A 16,967-nucleotide genomic window follows, 5' to 3' on the forward strand; every position below is an offset into this window, starting at 1 on the left:
TGCGTGTTTACTTAATCTTTATAAATCGCGAAATGTTCACGGGCCGCCAGCAGCTGCTCTTTGGTGAGCATAAACACACCATCGCCGCCGTTATCAAACTCCAGCCAGGTGAACGGAACATCCGGATATTGTTCCATAAGATGTACCATGCTGTTGCCGACTTCACAAATCAGCACGCCATCATCAGCAAGATAATCTGCCGCGTTACCGAGAATGCGACGCGTCAGTTTCAGGCCGTCGGTGCCAGATGCCAGGCCCAGTTCCGGCTCGTGACGGTACTCATTTGGCAGGTCGGACATATCTTCCGCATCGACATACGGCGGGTTAGTGACAATCAGGTCGTACTGTACTTTCGGCAAATCACGGAACAGATCGGAGCGAATCGGGATGACGTTGTGGATCAGACCGTGTTCTTCGATGTTCTGTTCAGCAACCGCCAGCGCGTCGGGAGAGATATCTACCGCATCGACTTCCGCTTCCGGGAAAGCATAAGCACAGGCAATCGCAATGCAGCCGCTACCGGTACACATATCCAGAATGTGCTGCGGTTGCTTGCTGATAAGTCCGGCAAATTTATTGTTGATCAGTTCACCAATCGGCGAGCGCGGCACCAGCACGCGTTCATCGACGTAAAATTCATGACCGCAGAACCACGCTTTGTTAGTCAGGTAAGCCACCGGAATGCGTTCATTGACGCGGCGGATCACGCGTTCAACAATACGGTGTTTTTCGCTGGAGGTCAGACGCGCGGTGCGCATATCTTCCGGGATATCCAGCGGCAGGTAGAGCGAAGGCAACACCAGCTGTACGGCTTCATCCCACGGGTTATCGGTGCCGTGACCGTACCAGATATTTGCCGCGCTGAAGCGGCTCACCGACCAGCGCAACATGTCCTGAATGGTTTGCAGCTCATTTACTGCTTCATCAACGAAAATTTTATCCACGTATTCCTCCAGGGCATGATCGCAATAATTTCGGCGGCTAGTTTGCCATGAAGATGACGATAAATCAGCATTCACGCGCGGTGAGTGAGGAAAAATACGTTTAAAACGATCGATTGCGCTACGAGTCGGGTAAACTGTAGGAAAATTAGAAATAGAGACAGATAAATGAAAAAGAAAACAACACTTAGCGAGGAGGACCAGGCGCTGTTTCGCCAGTTGATGGCGGGGACTCGCAAGCTTAAGCAGGACACGATTGTCCACCGACCGCAGCGTAAGAAAATCAGCGAAGTGCCAGTAAAGCGGTTGATTCAGGAGCAGGCCGATGCCAGCCATTATTTTTCCGATGAGTTTCAGCCGTTGTTGAATACCGAAGGTCCGGTGAAATATGTTCGCCCGGATGTAAGCCATTTTGAGGCGAAGAAGTTACGCCGTGGCGATTATTCACCGGAGCTGTTTTTGGATTTGCACGGTTTGACGCAGCTGCAAGCCAAGCAGGAATTAGGCGCATTGATTGCTGCCTGCCGCCGCGAACATGTGTTTTGTGCCTGCGTGATGCATGGTCATGGGAAGCATATTTTGAAGCAGCAAACGCCGCTGTGGCTGGCGCAACATCCGCATGTGATGGCATTTCACCAGGCACCAAAAGAGTACGGTGGTGATGCGGCATTGCTGGTGTTGATTGAAGTGGATGAGTGGTTGCCGCCGGAATTACCGTGAATGCTGGCATCGAATGCCGGATGCGGCGTCGCCTTATCCGGCCGATAAAATGTGATAATTCAATAAATTGTGATTCATTTCTTAGGCCTGATAAGACGCGTCAGCGTCGCATCAGGCATCAGTGCACAACGACGAGCTACTACAGCATATTCAGTACGTACTGGAATCGACAGGTAGAATCAATAGGTTGCCGCGAGGTGGTATCCACGCGAAGCACCATATCGTGAAGCTCTTTGTCGGTAATGGGGTGACGATTTGGTGTTACCGTCACTTTGGCATTGTCACAGCCCGATGAGGTGAAGGTGAGCATCTGCGACACCCAACGACAATAAGCACCACGATCGTCAGTATCGCCAAATTTGCTACCGTCACACAGTTTGCCGTCTTTCATCAGGTAGGTGGAGAGCGTTTTTTCAACTATCCCGCCGGTAGACTGGAGAGTTAACGTCTTATCACGCACAACCCGACTTTCATTCCAGGACACATCATACGGCTCTAACGGTATAGGTGGGCAAGAAGAGTTACTGACTGTGCGTCCGGAATAGGTTCCTGGACCGGGATCTATACGATCAGAGCTTTCTCCATGTGTCGATACCAACCACGGGCAGCCATGAACGTTAGTGTCTTCTTTCCAGACTTCAATTTGCATCTCATAACACGTCCAGATCGTCCTTTGCGCTCGGCTGTCATACTCTGCAAGCCCCGGACAAGATGATTTTGATATCTCTGTCATTGATATGACCTTTAATGATGGTGCAGGACCAGGCCCCGTCCAGCTTTGCATATCTAACCATCCCATGACCATACCGTAGGTATTTGGTGTCGCATAAACACCGTGATTGACGCTATCGGGGGTAAGAACATCAAGATAATAAACTACCTTCGTAGTGTGGCTTGCATACCCTACCGGTGTATACATTGTTGCGACATAAACTGACGCCTGTGCTCCGGTACTGACAATGAGCAATATCAGCAAGCCCCAAAAATAGCGTATTTTTTTCATTTAAATATACTCAAACGTGGCGGTTAACTGGGCGGTAAAATCACCGGGTGTTACATCACGCCCCTCTTTTGCCTGTAACCATGCTCTGAAATTAAGACTGTTATTGCCATCATTCAGCACAAAGGTCACCCCCGTCGTGTTATTAATAGCAACAGCAGTACCATCAGTAGTTTCCATACCAATGCCTACGCCCTGTGCACCGGAGGTATCATCCAGAGCCAGAAATCCCGGTTGCCCACTGTCTTCTGTTCCGGTCAGAGTAACTTTTACGCTGTACTGCGCTGGCCCATGGCAATCTTTCAGGCGAAAAACCACCGGTACACGATCGGACTGACCGCGCACCATCAAATCTTTGTGGCTGATATCAGCAAACTGTACCTCTGCCAACGTTCCAGCCTGTTCCACCGGAGTACAGGTTTTGCTCATCAGGTTGCCGTAAAAATGCAAATTATTAGCTGCCAGTGCTGAATGACTCACCAGCACCAGCACACCGCCCAACAGAAGGGTTTGCACCCTGATACATTGATATTTCTTCAGTTTGTTCATTGATAATCCACCTGCAATGTGGCGTAAGCGGAAAAGTTACCGTCAGTCAGCGTGGCATCGGAAGCTTTTACAGGTGCGGCCTTCAACTTCGGCAGGTTGGCGGGTGTCACGTTAAGCGGGGTATTCAGCTTAAAGGGCTGATCGTTTTGCTGGAGTTCAATCCCTAATCCCGTGACATCCGTCTGAATCGCCGCATCGTTATAGTTGGTCTGTGTACCGGTCCAGGTTAGCGTCATTACCCAGGCGTCATCGGTAATATCAGGGTCACACGTTATCTGGTACGGAACATCTTTGCGGTAATTAACCCCGTCAATATTGTCGATAATGACGTCGATAAACTGGATCTCAATATCATCACCATTGCTGACGGTGCAGACCGGAGGTTCGATCAGCGTACCCGTGAAGGTGATATCTTCCGGTGCGGCATGCGTTATGGTGCAAAAAGCGGATAATAAAATTAACGAGAGTCGTTTCATTGGTAATCCACCACCATTGTCATGCTGGCGTTAAACTGCGCGCCTGTCAGCGTCACGCCATCCTGTTTGACTGGCACTGCTTTGAGTTGTGGCTGGCTACTGACGCTAAATGGAGTCCAGGTATTGTCGCCAATCGCAAACAGAGAGTTATCTGCTACATTTTCAATACGAATGCCAAACCCGGTAATTCCCGTGCTTAACACCGTTTCGCCATTGATCGTGGTGGTTGTGCCCTTAAACTGCATCTGAAGGTCATCGCTCAGGCTATTGGCACAGTTCAGGGTATAACCTGCATCTTTGCGATATTCAGTACCATTGATTTTTTTGATGATCACATCACCAAAATCGACGTTACTGCCTTTTACGGTACAAGGAGGTGGTGGGTCTACCAGTACGCGCAATGTCAATGGCACACTTTTCGTTTCACCGGCAAGAACACTGCCCGTAAGCAGCACTCCTCCCAGCCCGGCCAAAAGTAGTCGTTTCATCTCACACTCCCGGCCTCAGCCTTTGCGACTCTGCTCTTCATCAACCTGGCAACTATTGCCGTTGCAGGTGAAAAAGAGCGGCATCCGTGCGCCATAGTCGTTGACATAGGTCAGTACCGGTACGCTACCCATCTTCACATTCAGCGGTGCAGAGGTTTTCGGCGACATCACTATTGGCGAGAAACCGGCTGCCGGATTGCCATTTTTCTGTGCGCTGGCATTACTGAAAATGACGTAATACGGCGTCGGGTTATTGACAGTAAATTCCTGACCGTTGCGGGTTAAGGTCACTTTATGCTGCCACGGTTTTTGCGTGGTGTTTTTTTCCAGAGCTTTCGGTCGCCAGAAAAGTTTGATACGCGTCTGAAGAGCGATTTGTAGCGTGTTGGATTTGTTCGATTTCGGCGGAATTTCGCGCACGTTGAAATAGAACATCGATTCCCGATCGGCAGGTAATTTATGAATATCCGGCAGGCCCTGAATTTTTACCTGACCATTCATCATTGCATCAATGCGCTGTACGGGCGGCAATACCGCCAGCGGCGAGCTGATTTTGACGCCCTTTTCATCTTCAATCCAGCTTTGCGCCAGATAAGGCAGTTTTGGGTCGTTATTACGCAGCGTCACGCTGATGGATTTATCGCTTTCATTAAAAATCAGGCGAGTACGATCGGGCGTTACTGACGCCTGAGCAGAAAAACTTACCGTTGCTGCCAGTAACGACAGTACCGTTGTCAATGTTTTGGCAGAGAGATGTTTAGTCATGGATCATTCCTTAATCACGTTATTGGTTCGATGAAACAGACATCGGCGGTTCCATTGGTGTCACCTGTTGTGTCTGCTCCTGAATGACGGGTTGAATATCATGCGGTATGACGGGAGAACTTCCCCCCTTTTGCTGGCATGGCAACAACAAGCCATTGAACAGGTCATTCGGTAACGGGTCTGGCAGGCTGATACCGCAGTGAGATTCACCCTCCCAGAAAACGGTCATATGTTCACCCGGTTTAACGCCTGCCAGATAAACATTACCTTCGTCATCAACCAATCCAACTTGTTGTTGATTATCGTTTTTCACTTCCGCCCCAAATGGCGGATGGCTGCCATCCTGCAAGCGCAGCACTGCCATCGCCTTCTCACCGCTGATCACCGCAAATTTACGGTAGCCAATAGCGCCTTCCGTCAGCGTTGCCTGAACCACTGATTTTGTAGCTTCAGCGTTTTCCGGCAGTTTGTTCAAATCGATATAAGCCTGGTTGCGGTAGTAATCATTCACATCAGCCACCACCGCTTTGCCGAACATGTTGGTATAAACGGCGGAACCATTACCTTCAACCGGCACATTAGCAACGCCATCAGCGTCGATTAACAGACGTGTACCGCCCATGTTTTGTGTACGATGCAGCGCCCCGCCGTGAGCGGTCAACGTTGCCCCGCCCTGTAAAGAGATCCCCGCTGAGGTGTATTGCCCTTCATGGTAGTTGGCACTGAGATCAACTTTTGCCAGAGTACCATCGTGGCTGTAGTAGCCATCCACGCTGCTGTGGTTTTCGCTGGTTCCGGCGCTTAACGTGTAGTGGCTGGCGTCATCAATGCGGTGATACAGGCTCACCTGATTGCTGTCGGCACCGCTGCCATAGTTGCCGTTGTAACTGATAGTGCTGTTGTCGCCCCACGGCAAACTTAAGGACAGATAAACACCCTTGTCGGCACTTTTATCGTATTCGTAGCGATAACCGGTCAGAGAAACGCTCAGGTTGCGAAGGCTTCCTAAATTGAAATAATGAGAAAGCATCATATTGTAGTTGGTCTGATCCTGGCGATCCCAGTAGGTATGGTGGGAATAGTTGAGATAGACCGAAACGCGCGCATCCGTGAAGTTCTGGTTATAGGTGACCGTATACATCTCTTTGTCGTTACCGGTGCGCGCCCGGTCGTCGTCGTTCGCATCCAGATACTCGCTCATGGTCATGTAGTTTTTTTCAGAGAAGCGGTATCCAGCAAACGTCACCCGACTGTTGAGTTCATCAAAATCTTTGGCATAGCTGACGCGATAAGAGTTGCCGTCCAGCGTTTTGTTGCCATACACGCTGTTATCGTCGAGTTGAACACGAGAGTGAGTGACATCAAACGCTAACGCGCCTAGCAGCGCCAGGTCACGACCGAGGCCCAGCGCCGCCGACTGGTAGTTTTCATCGGCTAACGCACCGCCGTAGAGCGACCAGCCATTGGCAATCCCCCACGATGCCTCGCCGCCCGAGAAGAAGCTACCTGCAACCTGATGGTCCCAGTTTTGTGGACGCCCCATTGTCACTTTGTAACGCACCTGGCCGGGGCGAGTCAGGAACGGCATGGACGCCGTGCTGACGTCGTATTCCTGTACCTGGCCGTTTTGTTCTTCAATGCGGACATGCAGCGTGCCAGAGACGGAATCGCCAATATCCTGAATGCGGAATGGCCCTGCGGGCACCTGGGTTTCGTAAATGACACGGCCCATTTGGGTTACAGTCACTTTAGCGGTAGTGTGTGCAACACCTGAAATATCGGGTGCGTAGCCGCGCAGGTTTGGCGGTAACATTTGATCATCGGTACTGATGCTGCCGCCAATGTAACTGAAGCCATCAAAAATATCGGAGTTGAGGTAATCTTCACCCAGCGAAAGTTTGGCTTTTAATGACGGCAAGGCGCGCCAGGCGTAGTAACGGCTCCACTCCCAGTTTTTTTGCGTACCGCTATCGTCGGTGTCGCCGTCATCGTTACTGCGGGTATGCTGATAATCGCTCTGCCAGTCAGCTCGTAAGCGCCACGGCCCCACGTTAACGCCGACCGTACCATTACCGCTGATGTCGTTGGTGTCATCACCCCCATTTTCATGTCGGGTTTGCGCGTTGATACTGTAATCGGCAATAAGCCCAGGGATACCGTCATCCCAGCGCGAAGGCGGGTCCCACTCGCTGTCGGTATATTCCAGATAAGCCTGCGGTACAGAAACAAGGAGTGCAGACTGGCCTAAATCGCCGCTAATTTCTGTACCTGCTAAAAGTGCCGTATTCAGACACTGACCATCGCGGATCCATTGCAAATTCTTCGCAATATCTTCCTTCAGACCAAACTGGGCAACCAGCTCTGGCGATAAGCAGGCATATGATTTATTCGGATCGTTTTCAGTTGCGTACCAGTAGATATCGTAGTCGTCAGGTAACGGCTGATTATTTACATGAACGCGTAAGTTATATTTACCCGGTTCTACATAGCCTTTTTGCGAAAAACGGCCCAAATCAATTTTGGTATTGCCTTTTAAATCAAGAAATCGGCCATCAAACTGAATGGTATCGTCTGCCAGGGCATTAAATGGACTCCCGGAAATTGCCAGAGCAATCCACCACGAAAGCCCCCGTAAACGGAGAAAAGAATGTTCTGGCATCGGCGTATCCATCCATGATTTTTTATAATTTAGTTATTTGGTAGTTATAAACCCCATAACTTTGCAGCTATGGGGGAAATACATTAGAGATACGTGATCTGGAACGTCGTCAGCGTTTCAAACGGTGCCGGTGTTGGTGTTACAGCAGCCGTTTCACCCACTAACCATGCTTTAAAGTTCAGAGTTTGTTTAGGTTTGCCTTTTCCCGTTGAACTGTCCTTCACGATAGGTTGCTTAATCTCTGCTCCCAGAGCATAACCTGTACCGTGCTGGTCACCAATAACCAGGCTAACGTTTGGAATTTCAGTTCCATTATCCATGTTAGACAGAGAATAGTTATCTGCGTTAGTGGAGTACGGATTACCGGTGAATGTGGTAGACATTGTCGTTTCAGTATTGAAATTACAGTCCTGTAAACGAATCTGGAAATCTTTTGGTGTGGTTGTTTTGCCGCCGGTTAAAGAACCCGTACCGATGCTGCCCATATCCACTTCCAGTTTATGATCGTCAGGAACAATTGAGCACGGGGAGTCTTCAATTGTGCCGTAAAATCTCACTGTACCGTTATTCCCTGCGGCAACGACTGATGCTGAAGTCAGCGCCCCCATGAGCATTGCCGTGGCAACTGCTGCTTTTACAAACTTACTCATTATTTGTCCTTAAATCATAAATAATTATAATATAAGCCAACTGAAATATTGACGCAGAGCTTCTTCAATTTTTACAGCGACTTTTAAGCAGCCAATGAACAGATTTTCAGCTCCTGAAAAAACAGGTTCCTTGATATAATATTCTTTGGCGTGCCGAACATGTTGATATTTTAATATGACTGATGCAATTTAAATTTTCTAACATTAAAAGTTAGAAATACTTAATTAATGGACGGGGATAATAATTACTGAAATTTTTCATCTCAGTTATGAAGAATGAGTTCAAAAAAACAGCAAATGCAAAAATTCAGTGAATAAATCAAAGTCAAAAACAATCACATGGCAATGACTATCTTGTGATATTAATTTCGCAACGATATAATATTAAAACACTATAATTAATATAAAATCAAGACCCAATAATATTTTTCACTTTAGTCATTATTTACCTAAAAATGCTTCCAGAAAAATAATTTATGAATAAAAGTAAATTTTCTTTCAATATGTAAATTTCCACAAATAAAAGCGTCATACCGTATAAAATTATGACTATTCGATCACAAGCGGATCATTGTTAGTACAATAAGATTAAAAAAATTCAACATTGCCAGAAAATAAAGGCCCGATAGCTTACGCCAGCGGGCCTTGTGCATGCGTATTAAATCGCCTTTGCCATCTTCAGATTACATGGGCTCATCTGCCAGTTAAATGTGCCGTTTCCGCTTTCATCAAGCGTTACGCTGGCAATGGCCGAGGTGGTAAACATAGGCGGCGTTTCGCCCGGACATAACTCAGCAACCAGATACCCGACTAAGGGTAAGTGGGAGATCACCAGTACCGAAGCAACACCTTCATTGGTCAACGCCTGTAAATAGGCACTGACCAGACCAACATCGCCGCAGGGCGTTAACTCCGGCAGAACTTCTGCACTGGAAGGCAGGTTCAGACAATCCCCTACTTCTTCCAGTGTTTGCTCGGCTCGCAGGAACGGGCTCACCAGAACGCGTTCGATTTCCACTTTTTGACCTTTCAGCCAGTTCGCCATCAGGCGAGATTCGTCACAACCGTTAGTAGTCAGAGGACGAACCGAATCACTGGCGGCATCGAGGGCTGCGTCGCCGTGACGCATGATAAAAACTTGCATATTGCACCGCTTTTGTTAACCAGATTCGCCCGTTTTCTTTCATCTGAAACCAGAGAAAGAAAACGGTGGCCGGCATTGTGCCTTATCCATTCACCGAATGAAACGCTGTTTTTTACCTCAATGGCGTAAGTATAGTCAATATGCGTTTACATTTTGAGCAACACTCCGCCATTCAGCGCGGATTCATATAGCTTTGACCTTCTTATTGCAGGTCAGTTGCAGTTGTTTTCCAAAAACTTTCCCCACGCTTGCTCATCTCGACTAAACGCTCGCAAGGGGTAAAACGGGAACCATACTGCGTGGCCAGTCGTTGCATTATTGCAACCACTTCACCCGCACCGAGAGAATCGATGTAGCGGAACGGACCACCGAGAAATGGCGGAAAACCAATGCCAAATACCGCGCCAATATCTCCGTCACGCACGCTACGGATAACCTGCTCTTCCAGACAACGTACTGCTTCATTCAGCATCAACATCACACACCGTTCAGCTACCTGCGGTGCGGAGAGTCGCCCCTGCCCTTGTGTGCCAATCAGCGGGTAAATGGCAGGATCGACCTGTTTTTTGCTTTTACGCCCTTTCTGACCATAAAGATAGAAACCCCGGCCATTTTTTCTGCCTTTGCGATCGTCGTTCAAAATTGAAGAAACAACATTTGCAGGCGCGCTAAAACGTTCTCCATAAGCGGCTTCCAGTACAGGAATAATTTTAGTCCCGGTGTCGATTCCTACCTCATCCAAAAGTTGGATTGGGCCTACCGGAAAACCAAATTTCACCAGCGCGGCATCAATGTGCTCTACCCGTTCACCTTCGGTCAACATGCGGATAGCTTCATTAATGTAAGGCGCTAAAATGCGATTGACGTAAAACCCGGCTTTGTCACGCACGACAATTGCCGTTTTACCCTGTTTTTTCGCCAGTTTTACTGTGGTAGCGATGGTTTGCGCCGATGTCCCCGCATGAGGAATAATCTCCACCAGCGGCATTTTTTCCACCGGACTGAAGAAATGCAGGCCAATAACTTGCTCAGGTCGCGTAGCGTGAGCGGCGATATCACCAATCGGTAAAGATGACGTATTCGAAGCAAAGATGGTATGAGCGGCGCAATTTTGCTCAACTTCCGCCACCATTTGTTGTTTTAATTCGAGATTTTCAAACACCGCTTCAATAATCAGATCGCGATGGGCAAAGCCGCGATAGTCTGTCGTTCCGGAGATTAATGCCAGCTGTTTGTCGCGTTCACTGGCTTTGAGATGACGACGGCGAACTTTGCCCTCCAGCTGATCCCAACTGTACTTCAGTGCATGATTTATGCCCTGCGGGTTGATATCTTTAATTCTGACCGGAAGCCCCGCTTTACAAGCAGTGACGTAAGCAATACCGCCGCCCATCAAGCCACCACCTAAAATTCCCACGCTGTTTAATGGCGCAGGCGGCGCATCACTGCCAGGATCTTTCTTCACTTCCGTACTGGCAAAAAAGATACTACGCAGCGCCTGCGATTGCGGCGTCATCGCCAGTTCGCCAAAAGCACGGGCTTCAGCGTCATAGCCGCTACTGGTGCCCTGCGCTAATCCCGTTTCGACAACCTCAAGGATGCGTTCTGTCGCCGGATAGTTACCCTGAGTTTTGTGTTCTGTTTTCTTGCCGACCATTTTGAACAGCAGCGCACGACCTAACGGCCCCGCCAGAATACGCTCGCGTACAGGTAGAGGGCGTGAAGATGGACGATCCTGCTTTGCCAGCTCAACAGCGGCTTCCAGTAAAATGGATTGCGGAACGACGTCATCCACCAGCCCCAGCTTTAATGCCTGTTTCGCCCGAAGTTGTTTTCCAGTGAGGATCATCTCCAATGCTGTGCTGACACCTATCAGGCGCGGTAAACGCTGGGTGCCGCCTGAACCGGGTAATAATCCAAGTTGTACTTCAGGCAAACCGAGCACCGTTTTAGGATCGTCAGTACACATGCGACCGTGGCACGCCAGCGCCAACTCCAGCCCACCGCCCAGGCAAGCGCCATGAATAGCCGCGATAACCGGAACGGGCAAAGCATGAATCTCCGCCATTAACTGTTGACCCTGCCGCGCCAGTGCTTCCGCTTCTTGCGCCGTTTTGCAGTTGGCGATCATGTTGATGTCTGCGCCAGCGATAAAGTTGTCCGGTTTCGCGGAGATAAACACCACGCCGCGCAACTCTTTGTTTTCACGGAGTTGCTTAATAATGGCGCGCACCTGCGAGGCAAACTCCGCCTTCAGGGTATTCATTTTCTCACCCGGTACGTCGATGGTGATAACAGCAATGTTGTCCAGACGGACATTAAGGGTAAACGCTGATGCCATTTCCATTATTCCGCCTCCACAACCATTGCCGCGCCAAGCCCACCCGCAGCACAGGCGGTCACTAATCCAAATCCACCGCCGCGACGGCGAAGTTCATGCAATGTCTGGGTAATCATCCGCGCGCCGGTCGCCGCGAAGGGATGCCCGTAAGCAATCGAACCGCCAAGCACGTTAAATTTGCTATCGTCCACTTCGCCAGTGGCATGTGCACGCCCCAGTACATCACGAGCAAAACGTTCGCTACCCAGCAACTGAATATTCGCCAGTGTCTGAGCTGCAAAGGCTTCGTGCATATCGAGCAATGTCAGATCGCTCATTGTCAAACCGGCACGTTCCAGCGCCAGCGGCGTTGACCAGGCCGGACCGAGCAACATGTCCTGCCAGACATCTATCGCAGTAAATGCGTAACTGCGCAGATACCCCAGCGGTACCAGCCCTAATTCTTTCGCCCGCGATTCGGTCATCAGGATCACCGCCGCTGCGCCATCGGTCAGCGGCGTACTGTTTGCTGCCGTTACCGTCCCGTGTTTACGATCAAACGCCGGACGCAACTTTGCGTAATCAGCAAGCGAGGAATTACCGCGAATATTGTTGTCTTCGGCAAGCGGTTGTTTATAAGGAGGGATAAAGGCAGTCATCACCTCTTCTTTGAGTTTACCGTCTGACCACGCCTGAGCGGCTCGCTGATGCGAACGGTGCGCTAATGCATCTTGCTGTTCGCGAGTAATACCGTAGGTTTTCGCCATTTGTTCAGCGGTGTCGCCCATCCGCAAGCCAGTAGAGTATTCCGCCACTGCCGGAGGCACCGGCATTAAGTCGCGCAAACGCAGGCGAGAGAAGAGTTTCAGGCGCTGGCTCATGGTTCGAGCTTTGTTGACATCAACCAGCACGCGCGCCAGTTTTTTACTGACGCCAATTGGCAATACGGAAGAGGAATCGGCCCCACCGGCAATCCCCGCGCGAATAGTTCCCGCCATCAGGCTTTCTGCGACGTTTGCAACCGCCTGGAAACTGGTAGCGCAAGCGCGGCTGACGCTGCAAGCATCGGTATGCACATTCATTCCAGTACCGAGAACAATTTCACGCGCAATGTTGGGGGCTTCCGGCATTTGTACGACCTGACCAAAGACCAGTTGTTCAATCACTTCGGCGGGAATTTCGCTGCGTGCCAGCAGTTCGCCTACCACCATCTTCCCTAAATCAACCGCGGGAATGCCATGAAAAGCCGTCGCCTGGCGGGCAAAAGGCGTACGTAAACCGCTAACAATGGCGATACGATCGCCCTGGCGGGTAACCAGCGGTAAAACCTGACCCATAACACTCCCCTGTAAAATAATAAATAAAGTGGTCTGACCTGATCATAGTCTTAACCATTTTTTTACATTTAGCCAAGTGGAGAAAAGGGAAAGTGGGAGCTATGACACAGAGAGAAAAGTAGAAGAGAAAATAAAACGCCCCTGCCAACAACTGACAGGGGCGTACGTACCCGAGAGGAATTAACGCAGACCCAGCTGGAAGATCAGCATTTCAGCTTCGCAGGCAAAAGTGAAATCGATATCCAGGCGCACACCGTCAGACTCTTCAGTGAAAGTCGGGGTGATTTTGCACGGTTCGGATTCCACGCTACGGGCTTTTTCAGTCAGCGCCGCCAGCGTTTGTTCTGCTTCTGCGCGGTTTGCAAACACGCGGCTGTAAGACGCGGTGCAGTCGGAGTTGTCCATAATGGTGCCAACATCCATACAGCAGCAAACCGGGGTTTCATCAGCACTACATTTACTCATCGTTGATTTCCTCTGTATGTGCACCCAAGGTGCCAGATAAACGTTGTGGATATTTTACGCTTCCGGAAAGTGCTGCTCCAGTTGTTAATTCTGCAAAATCGGATAAGTGACCGAAATCACACTTAAAAATGATCTAAAACAAAATTCACCCGAATCCATGAGTGCGCCACCTCCAAATTTTGCCAGCTGGATCGCGTTTCTTAGATCATATTTGAAAAAAGATAGAAACATACTTGCAACATTCCAGCTGGTCCGACCTATACTCTCGCCACTGGTCTGATTTCTAAGATGTACCTCAGACCCTACACTTCGCGCTCCTGTTACAGCACGTAACATAGTTTGTATAAAAATAAATCATTGAGGTTATGGTCATGAGCCAGAAAACCCTGTTTACAAAGTCTGCTCTCGCAGTCGCAGTGGCACTTATCTCCACCCAGGCCTGGTCGGCAGGCTTTCAGTTAAACGAATTTTCTTCCTCTGGCCTGGGCCGGGCTTATTCAGGGGAAGGTGCAATTGCCGATGATGCAGGTAACGTTAGCCGTAACCCCGCATTGATTACCATGTTTGACCGCCCGACATTTTCTGCGGGTGCGGTTTATATTGACCCGGATGTAAATATCAGCGGAACGTCTCCATCTGGTCGTAGCCTGAAAGCCGATAACATCGCGCCTACGGCATGGGTTCCGAACATGCACTTTGTTGCACCGATTAACGACCAATTTGGTTGGGGCGCTTCTATTACCTCTAACTATGGCCTGGCAACAGAGTTTAACGATACTTATGCAGGCGGCTCTGTCGGGGGTACAACCGACCTTGAAACCATGAACCTGAACTTAAGCGGTGCGTATCGCTTAAATAATGCATGGAGCTTTGGTCTTGGTTTCAACGCCGTCTACGCTCGCGCGAAAATTGAACGTTTCGCAGGCGATCTGGGGCAGCTGGTTGCCGGTCAGATCATGCAATCTCCTGCCGGGAAGACTCCTCAAGGGCAAGCATTGGCAGCTACCGCCAACGGTATCGACAGTAATACCAAAATCGCTCATCTGAACGGTAACCAGTGGGGCTTTGGCTGGAACGCCGGTATCCTGTATGAACTGGATAAAAATAACCGCTATGCACTGACCTACCGTTCTGAAGTGAAAATTGACTTCAAAGGTAACTACAGCAGCGATCTTAATCGTGCGTTTAATAACTACGGTTTACCAATACCTACCGCGACAGGTGGCGCAACGCAATCGGGTTATCTGACGCTGAACCTGCCTGAAATGTGGGAAGTGTCGGGTTATAACCGTGTTGATCCGCAGTGGGCGATTCACTATAGCCTGGCTTACACCAGCTGGAGTCAGTTCCAGCAGCTGAAAGCGACCTCAACGAGTGGCGACACGCTGTTCCAGAAACATGAAGGCTTTAAAGATGCTTACCGCATCGCGTTGGGAACCACTTATTACTACGATGATAACTGGACCTTCCGTACCGGTATCGCCTTTGATGACAGCCCAGTTCCGGCACAGAATCGTTCTATCTCCATTCCGGACCAGGACCGTTTCTGGCTGAGTGCAGGTACGACTTACGCATTTAATAAAGATGCTTCAGTCGATGTTGGTGTTTCTTATATGCACGGTCAGAGCGTGAAAATTAACGAAGGCCCATACCAGTTCGAGTCTGAAGGTAAAGCCTGGCTGTTCGGTACTAACTTTAACTACGCGTTCTGATAACGCGTTCGCCTGGATAAAGTCACCTGCTATGCAGGTGACTTTAACTCCCACACTTCAACGAAAGTTGTTTCCTCATTGCTTGCCTCCTGAGTTTTGCAAACAGCCTGATGGTAGCTTGCCCTTTCAAATCATTAAGTGGTATCCACAGACAAACCTGAAGGGAAAGGCATATTTTCAGACGTTCTGCTCGTCTTTCTCAAAGAGTTTACTTTTCTGAATTTCCAGGATACTCAAACCACCCTGGCTATTGTGCGCTCATACACTCAAATTAAAGATAGGGTCTAAATAAATGAGCGTTTTTTGATAGTCTATTTTATTAGGTAATATATATTTGTAACAAATCAATCAACATGGAATAAAATCATGCTACCATCTATTTCAATAAACAATACCAGCGCAGCTTACACAGAATCCATCAATGAAAATAACAATGATGAAGTTAATGGATTAGTACAAGAGCTCAAAAACCTTTTTAATGGTAAGGAAGGAATAAGCACCTGTGTTAAACATCTACTTGAGCTTATAAAAAACGCCATACGAGGAAACGACAATCCTGATATATTTAATATTAATAATTCCTCAGTTACTTATATTGATATTAACTCCAATGATACAGACCATATTACTATTGGTATCGATAACCAAGAACCAATAAAATTACTTGCGAGCTATAAAGACAAAGAACTCGTCCGTACTATCATTAATGACAACATAGTTGAGAAGACTCATGATGATATAAATAATGCTGAGTTTACTGATGGTATTATTGTTAGTGGTATTGATGATCGTAGTGATATTGGCATTGACTCCAATGATACAGACGATATTACTTTTGATATTGATATTGAAAATCAAGAACCAACAAGATCACCTGCGAACGATGAAAACAAAAAAGTCGGCCAAACCATCATCAATGAAAATGTAGTAGAGAATACTAATGATATCAATAACAAGAAAATGATCTTCAGCGCAATAAAAGAAATATATGATGAAGATCCAAGTTTTATCTTCGATAAAATATCACACAAACTCAGACATACGGTAACGGAGTTCGATGAGAGCGGGAAAAGTGAACCAACGGACTTATTTACCTGATACGGTATAGATCAAAAAGGTGCCTCTCTCGCTATTGTAATTAAAAATAAAAATGGAAATGATTACTTATCTCTCGGTTACTACGATCAGGATGGCTACCACATTCAAAAAGGATTTCGTATTGATGGTGATAATCTCACCCAATATTGTAGTAAAAATGCCAGGAGTGCTTCTGCGTGGTTTGAACACAGTAAAGCAATCATTGCAGAATCATTTGCAACAGGTTCCGATCATCAAGTTGTAAACGAACTCAAAGGGGAAAGACTGAGAGAACCTAACGAAGCTTTTAATCCTTCAAATCTAGCAAGAGGATATCAATTTTAAGAGGATAATAGAAAATATACACTTGAGAATACAAAAGAAATAGTTTCTACTTTATTCGGTAACGAAGCTAACGCTGACCATTCTCAAAATATATATAAGCACTATAAGGAACTCAAAGGTAAAATTGAAGAAAATCTTCAAAATCGCCAGACGGAATATCAAAATGAAATTAATCAACTATCTGCGCCAGGTGTTAATTTTGATGATATTTAAAATTATTTTTCCAGTTTTTTGATTTTTCAACGCCTGAATATCGGAAATAGTCAGTGACGAACATCAGTATTTTTACATAATTACGTCCAGGTTATTGTCGGTTTAT

General features: G+C 48.0%; 14 protein-coding genes and 2 pseudogenes. 4 read left to right on the forward strand and 12 right to left on the reverse strand.

All coding sequences use genetic code 11. The features are described from left to right. Positions 1 to 11: 11 nt before the first annotated feature. Positions 12 to 944, reverse strand: coding sequence for a 50S ribosomal protein L3 N(5)-glutamine methyltransferase (gene prmB, locus ACJHX3_RS15220; protein ID WP_001306448.1), 933 nt, complete (start codon positions 942 to 944; stop codon positions 12 to 14). Between the two features lie 165 nt (positions 945 to 1,109). Between prmB and smrB the strand changes: the two genes are divergently transcribed. After that, on the forward strand, positions 1,110 to 1,661 hold the full coding sequence (gene smrB, locus ACJHX3_RS15225) for an endonuclease SmrB (protein ID WP_000730820.1): 552 nt from the start codon (positions 1,110 to 1,112) through the stop codon (positions 1,659 to 1,661). Positions 1,662 to 1,800: 139 nt separating this feature from the next. Here the strand turns inward: smrB and ACJHX3_RS15230 are convergent, their stop codons facing one another. The 11 genes from ACJHX3_RS15230 to ACJHX3_RS15280 form a co-directional block, all read right to left on the reverse strand. Continuing rightward, entirely contained in the window at positions 1,801 to 2,664 is an 864-nt protein-coding gene (locus ACJHX3_RS15230) for a StfH/YfcO family fimbrial adhesin (RefSeq protein WP_001604682.1), read from the reverse strand. Next, the gene (locus ACJHX3_RS15235) at positions 2,665 to 3,210 is read right to left on the reverse strand and encodes a fimbrial protein (protein ID WP_001037532.1); all 546 of its coding nucleotides are present in this window, start codon (positions 3,208 to 3,210) and stop codon (positions 2,665 to 2,667) included. Beyond that, positions 3,207 to 3,686, reverse strand: coding sequence for a fimbrial protein (locus ACJHX3_RS15240; RefSeq protein ID WP_000826832.1), 480 nt, complete (start codon positions 3,684 to 3,686; stop codon positions 3,207 to 3,209). The genes ACJHX3_RS15235 and ACJHX3_RS15240 overlap by 4 nt, the downstream gene beginning before the upstream one ends. Continuing rightward, positions 3,683 to 4,174, reverse strand: a complete 492-nt coding sequence (locus ACJHX3_RS15245; protein ID WP_000826024.1) for a fimbrial protein — start codon at positions 4,172 to 4,174, stop codon at positions 3,683 to 3,685. Before ACJHX3_RS15245 ends, ACJHX3_RS15240 begins: the two co-directional genes overlap by 4 nt. 15 nt (positions 4,175 to 4,189) lie before the next feature. Beyond that, a complete protein-coding gene (locus tag ACJHX3_RS15250; protein ID WP_000160648.1) occupies positions 4,190 to 4,939 on the reverse strand; it encodes a fimbria/pilus periplasmic chaperone in 750 nt (249 codons plus the stop codon). Positions 4,940 to 4,958: 19 nt separating this feature from the next. After that, positions 4,959 to 7,598 carry a fimbrial biogenesis outer membrane usher protein gene (locus tag ACJHX3_RS15255; RefSeq protein WP_001114067.1) on the reverse strand — a complete coding sequence of 880 codons (2,640 nt, stop codon included), beginning with the start codon at positions 7,596 to 7,598 and terminating at the stop codon, positions 4,959 to 4,961. Positions 7,599 to 7,681: 83 nt separating this feature from the next. Continuing rightward, entirely contained in the window at positions 7,682 to 8,248 is a 567-nt protein-coding gene (locus ACJHX3_RS15260) for a fimbrial protein (protein ID WP_000033308.1), read from the reverse strand. Positions 8,249 to 8,906: 658 nt separating this feature from the next. Then, the gene (gene sixA, locus ACJHX3_RS15265; RefSeq protein WP_001195819.1) at positions 8,907 to 9,392 is read right to left on the reverse strand and encodes a phosphohistidine phosphatase SixA; all 486 of its coding nucleotides are present in this window, start codon (positions 9,390 to 9,392) and stop codon (positions 8,907 to 8,909) included. A gap of 202 nt (positions 9,393 to 9,594) precedes the next feature. Further along, positions 9,595 to 11,739 carry a fatty acid oxidation complex subunit alpha FadJ gene (gene fadJ, locus ACJHX3_RS15270; RefSeq protein ID WP_000425035.1) on the reverse strand — a complete coding sequence of 715 codons (2,145 nt, stop codon included), beginning with the start codon at positions 11,737 to 11,739 and terminating at the stop codon, positions 9,595 to 9,597. Then, positions 11,739 to 13,049: an acetyl-CoA C-acyltransferase FadI gene (gene fadI, locus ACJHX3_RS15275; RefSeq protein ID WP_094321889.1), complete on the reverse strand. Its 1,311-nt coding sequence runs from the start codon at positions 13,047 to 13,049 to the stop codon at positions 11,739 to 11,741. Before fadI ends, fadJ begins: the two co-directional genes overlap by 1 nt. Positions 13,050 to 13,229: 180 nt before the next feature. Beyond that, on the reverse strand, positions 13,230 to 13,514 hold the full coding sequence (locus tag ACJHX3_RS15280; RefSeq protein ID WP_001296261.1) for a YfcZ/YiiS family protein: 285 nt from the start codon (positions 13,512 to 13,514) through the stop codon (positions 13,230 to 13,232). A gap of 371 nt (positions 13,515 to 13,885) precedes the next feature. Between ACJHX3_RS15280 and fadL the strand changes: the two genes are divergently transcribed. The 3 genes and pseudogenes from fadL to ACJHX3_RS15295 all read left to right on the forward strand — a co-directional run. Then, positions 13,886 to 15,226 carry a long-chain fatty acid transporter FadL gene (fadL, locus tag ACJHX3_RS15285; protein WP_001362313.1) on the forward strand — a complete coding sequence of 447 codons (1,341 nt, stop codon included), beginning with the start codon at positions 13,886 to 13,888 and terminating at the stop codon, positions 15,224 to 15,226. A 366-nt stretch (positions 15,227 to 15,592) separates the two neighbouring features. Further along, positions 15,593 to 16,648, forward strand: a pseudogene (locus tag ACJHX3_RS15290) (hypothetical protein). Positions 16,649 to 16,678: 30 nt separating this feature from the next. Further along, positions 16,679 to 16,861, forward strand: a pseudogene (locus ACJHX3_RS15295) (hypothetical protein); the annotation flags it as partial. Positions 16,862 to 16,967: the final 106 nt, after the last annotated feature.

This window comes from Escherichia sp. WS1265 (assembly GCF_046487585.1).
GTDB classification, from domain to species: Bacteria; Pseudomonadota; Gammaproteobacteria; order Enterobacterales; family Enterobacteriaceae; genus Escherichia; species Escherichia coli.

Bases quoted from the DNA above. Each gene is read 5' to 3' on its own strand.
- smrB (WP_000730820.1), top strand. From the start codon at position 1,110: ATGAAAAAGAAAACAACACTTAGCGAGGAGGACCAGGCGCTGTTTCGC.
- ACJHX3_RS15230 (WP_001604682.1), bottom strand. From the start codon at position 2,664: ATGAAAAAAATACGCTATTTTTGGGGCTTGCTGATATTGCTCATTGTC.
- ACJHX3_RS15235 (WP_001037532.1), bottom strand. From the start codon at position 3,210: ATGAACAAACTGAAGAAATATCAATGTATCAGGGTGCAAACCCTTCTG.
- ACJHX3_RS15240 (WP_000826832.1), bottom strand. From the start codon at position 3,686: ATGAAACGACTCTCGTTAATTTTATTATCCGCTTTTTGCACCATAACG.
- ACJHX3_RS15245 (WP_000826024.1), bottom strand. From the start codon at position 4,174: ATGAAACGACTACTTTTGGCCGGGCTGGGAGGAGTGCTGCTTACGGGC.
- ACJHX3_RS15250 (WP_000160648.1), bottom strand. From the start codon at position 4,939: ATGACTAAACATCTCTCTGCCAAAACATTGACAACGGTACTGTCGTTA.
- ACJHX3_RS15255 (WP_001114067.1), bottom strand. From the start codon at position 7,598: ATGCCAGAACATTCTTTTCTCCGTTTACGGGGGCTTTCGTGGTGGATT.
- ACJHX3_RS15260 (WP_000033308.1), bottom strand. From the start codon at position 8,248: ATGAGTAAGTTTGTAAAAGCAGCAGTTGCCACGGCAATGCTCATGGGG.
- sixA (WP_001195819.1), bottom strand. From the start codon at position 9,392: ATGCAAGTTTTTATCATGCGTCACGGCGACGCAGCCCTCGATGCCGCC.
- fadJ (WP_000425035.1), bottom strand. From the start codon at position 11,739: ATGGAAATGGCATCAGCGTTTACCCTTAATGTCCGTCTGGACAACATT.
- fadI (WP_094321889.1), bottom strand. From the start codon at position 13,049: ATGGGTCAGGTTTTACCGCTGGTTACCCGCCAGGGCGATCGTATCGCC.
- ACJHX3_RS15280 (WP_001296261.1), bottom strand. From the start codon at position 13,514: ATGAGTAAATGTAGTGCTGATGAAACCCCGGTTTGCTGCTGTATGGAT.
- fadL (WP_001362313.1), top strand. From the start codon at position 13,886: ATGAGCCAGAAAACCCTGTTTACAAAGTCTGCTCTCGCAGTCGCAGTG.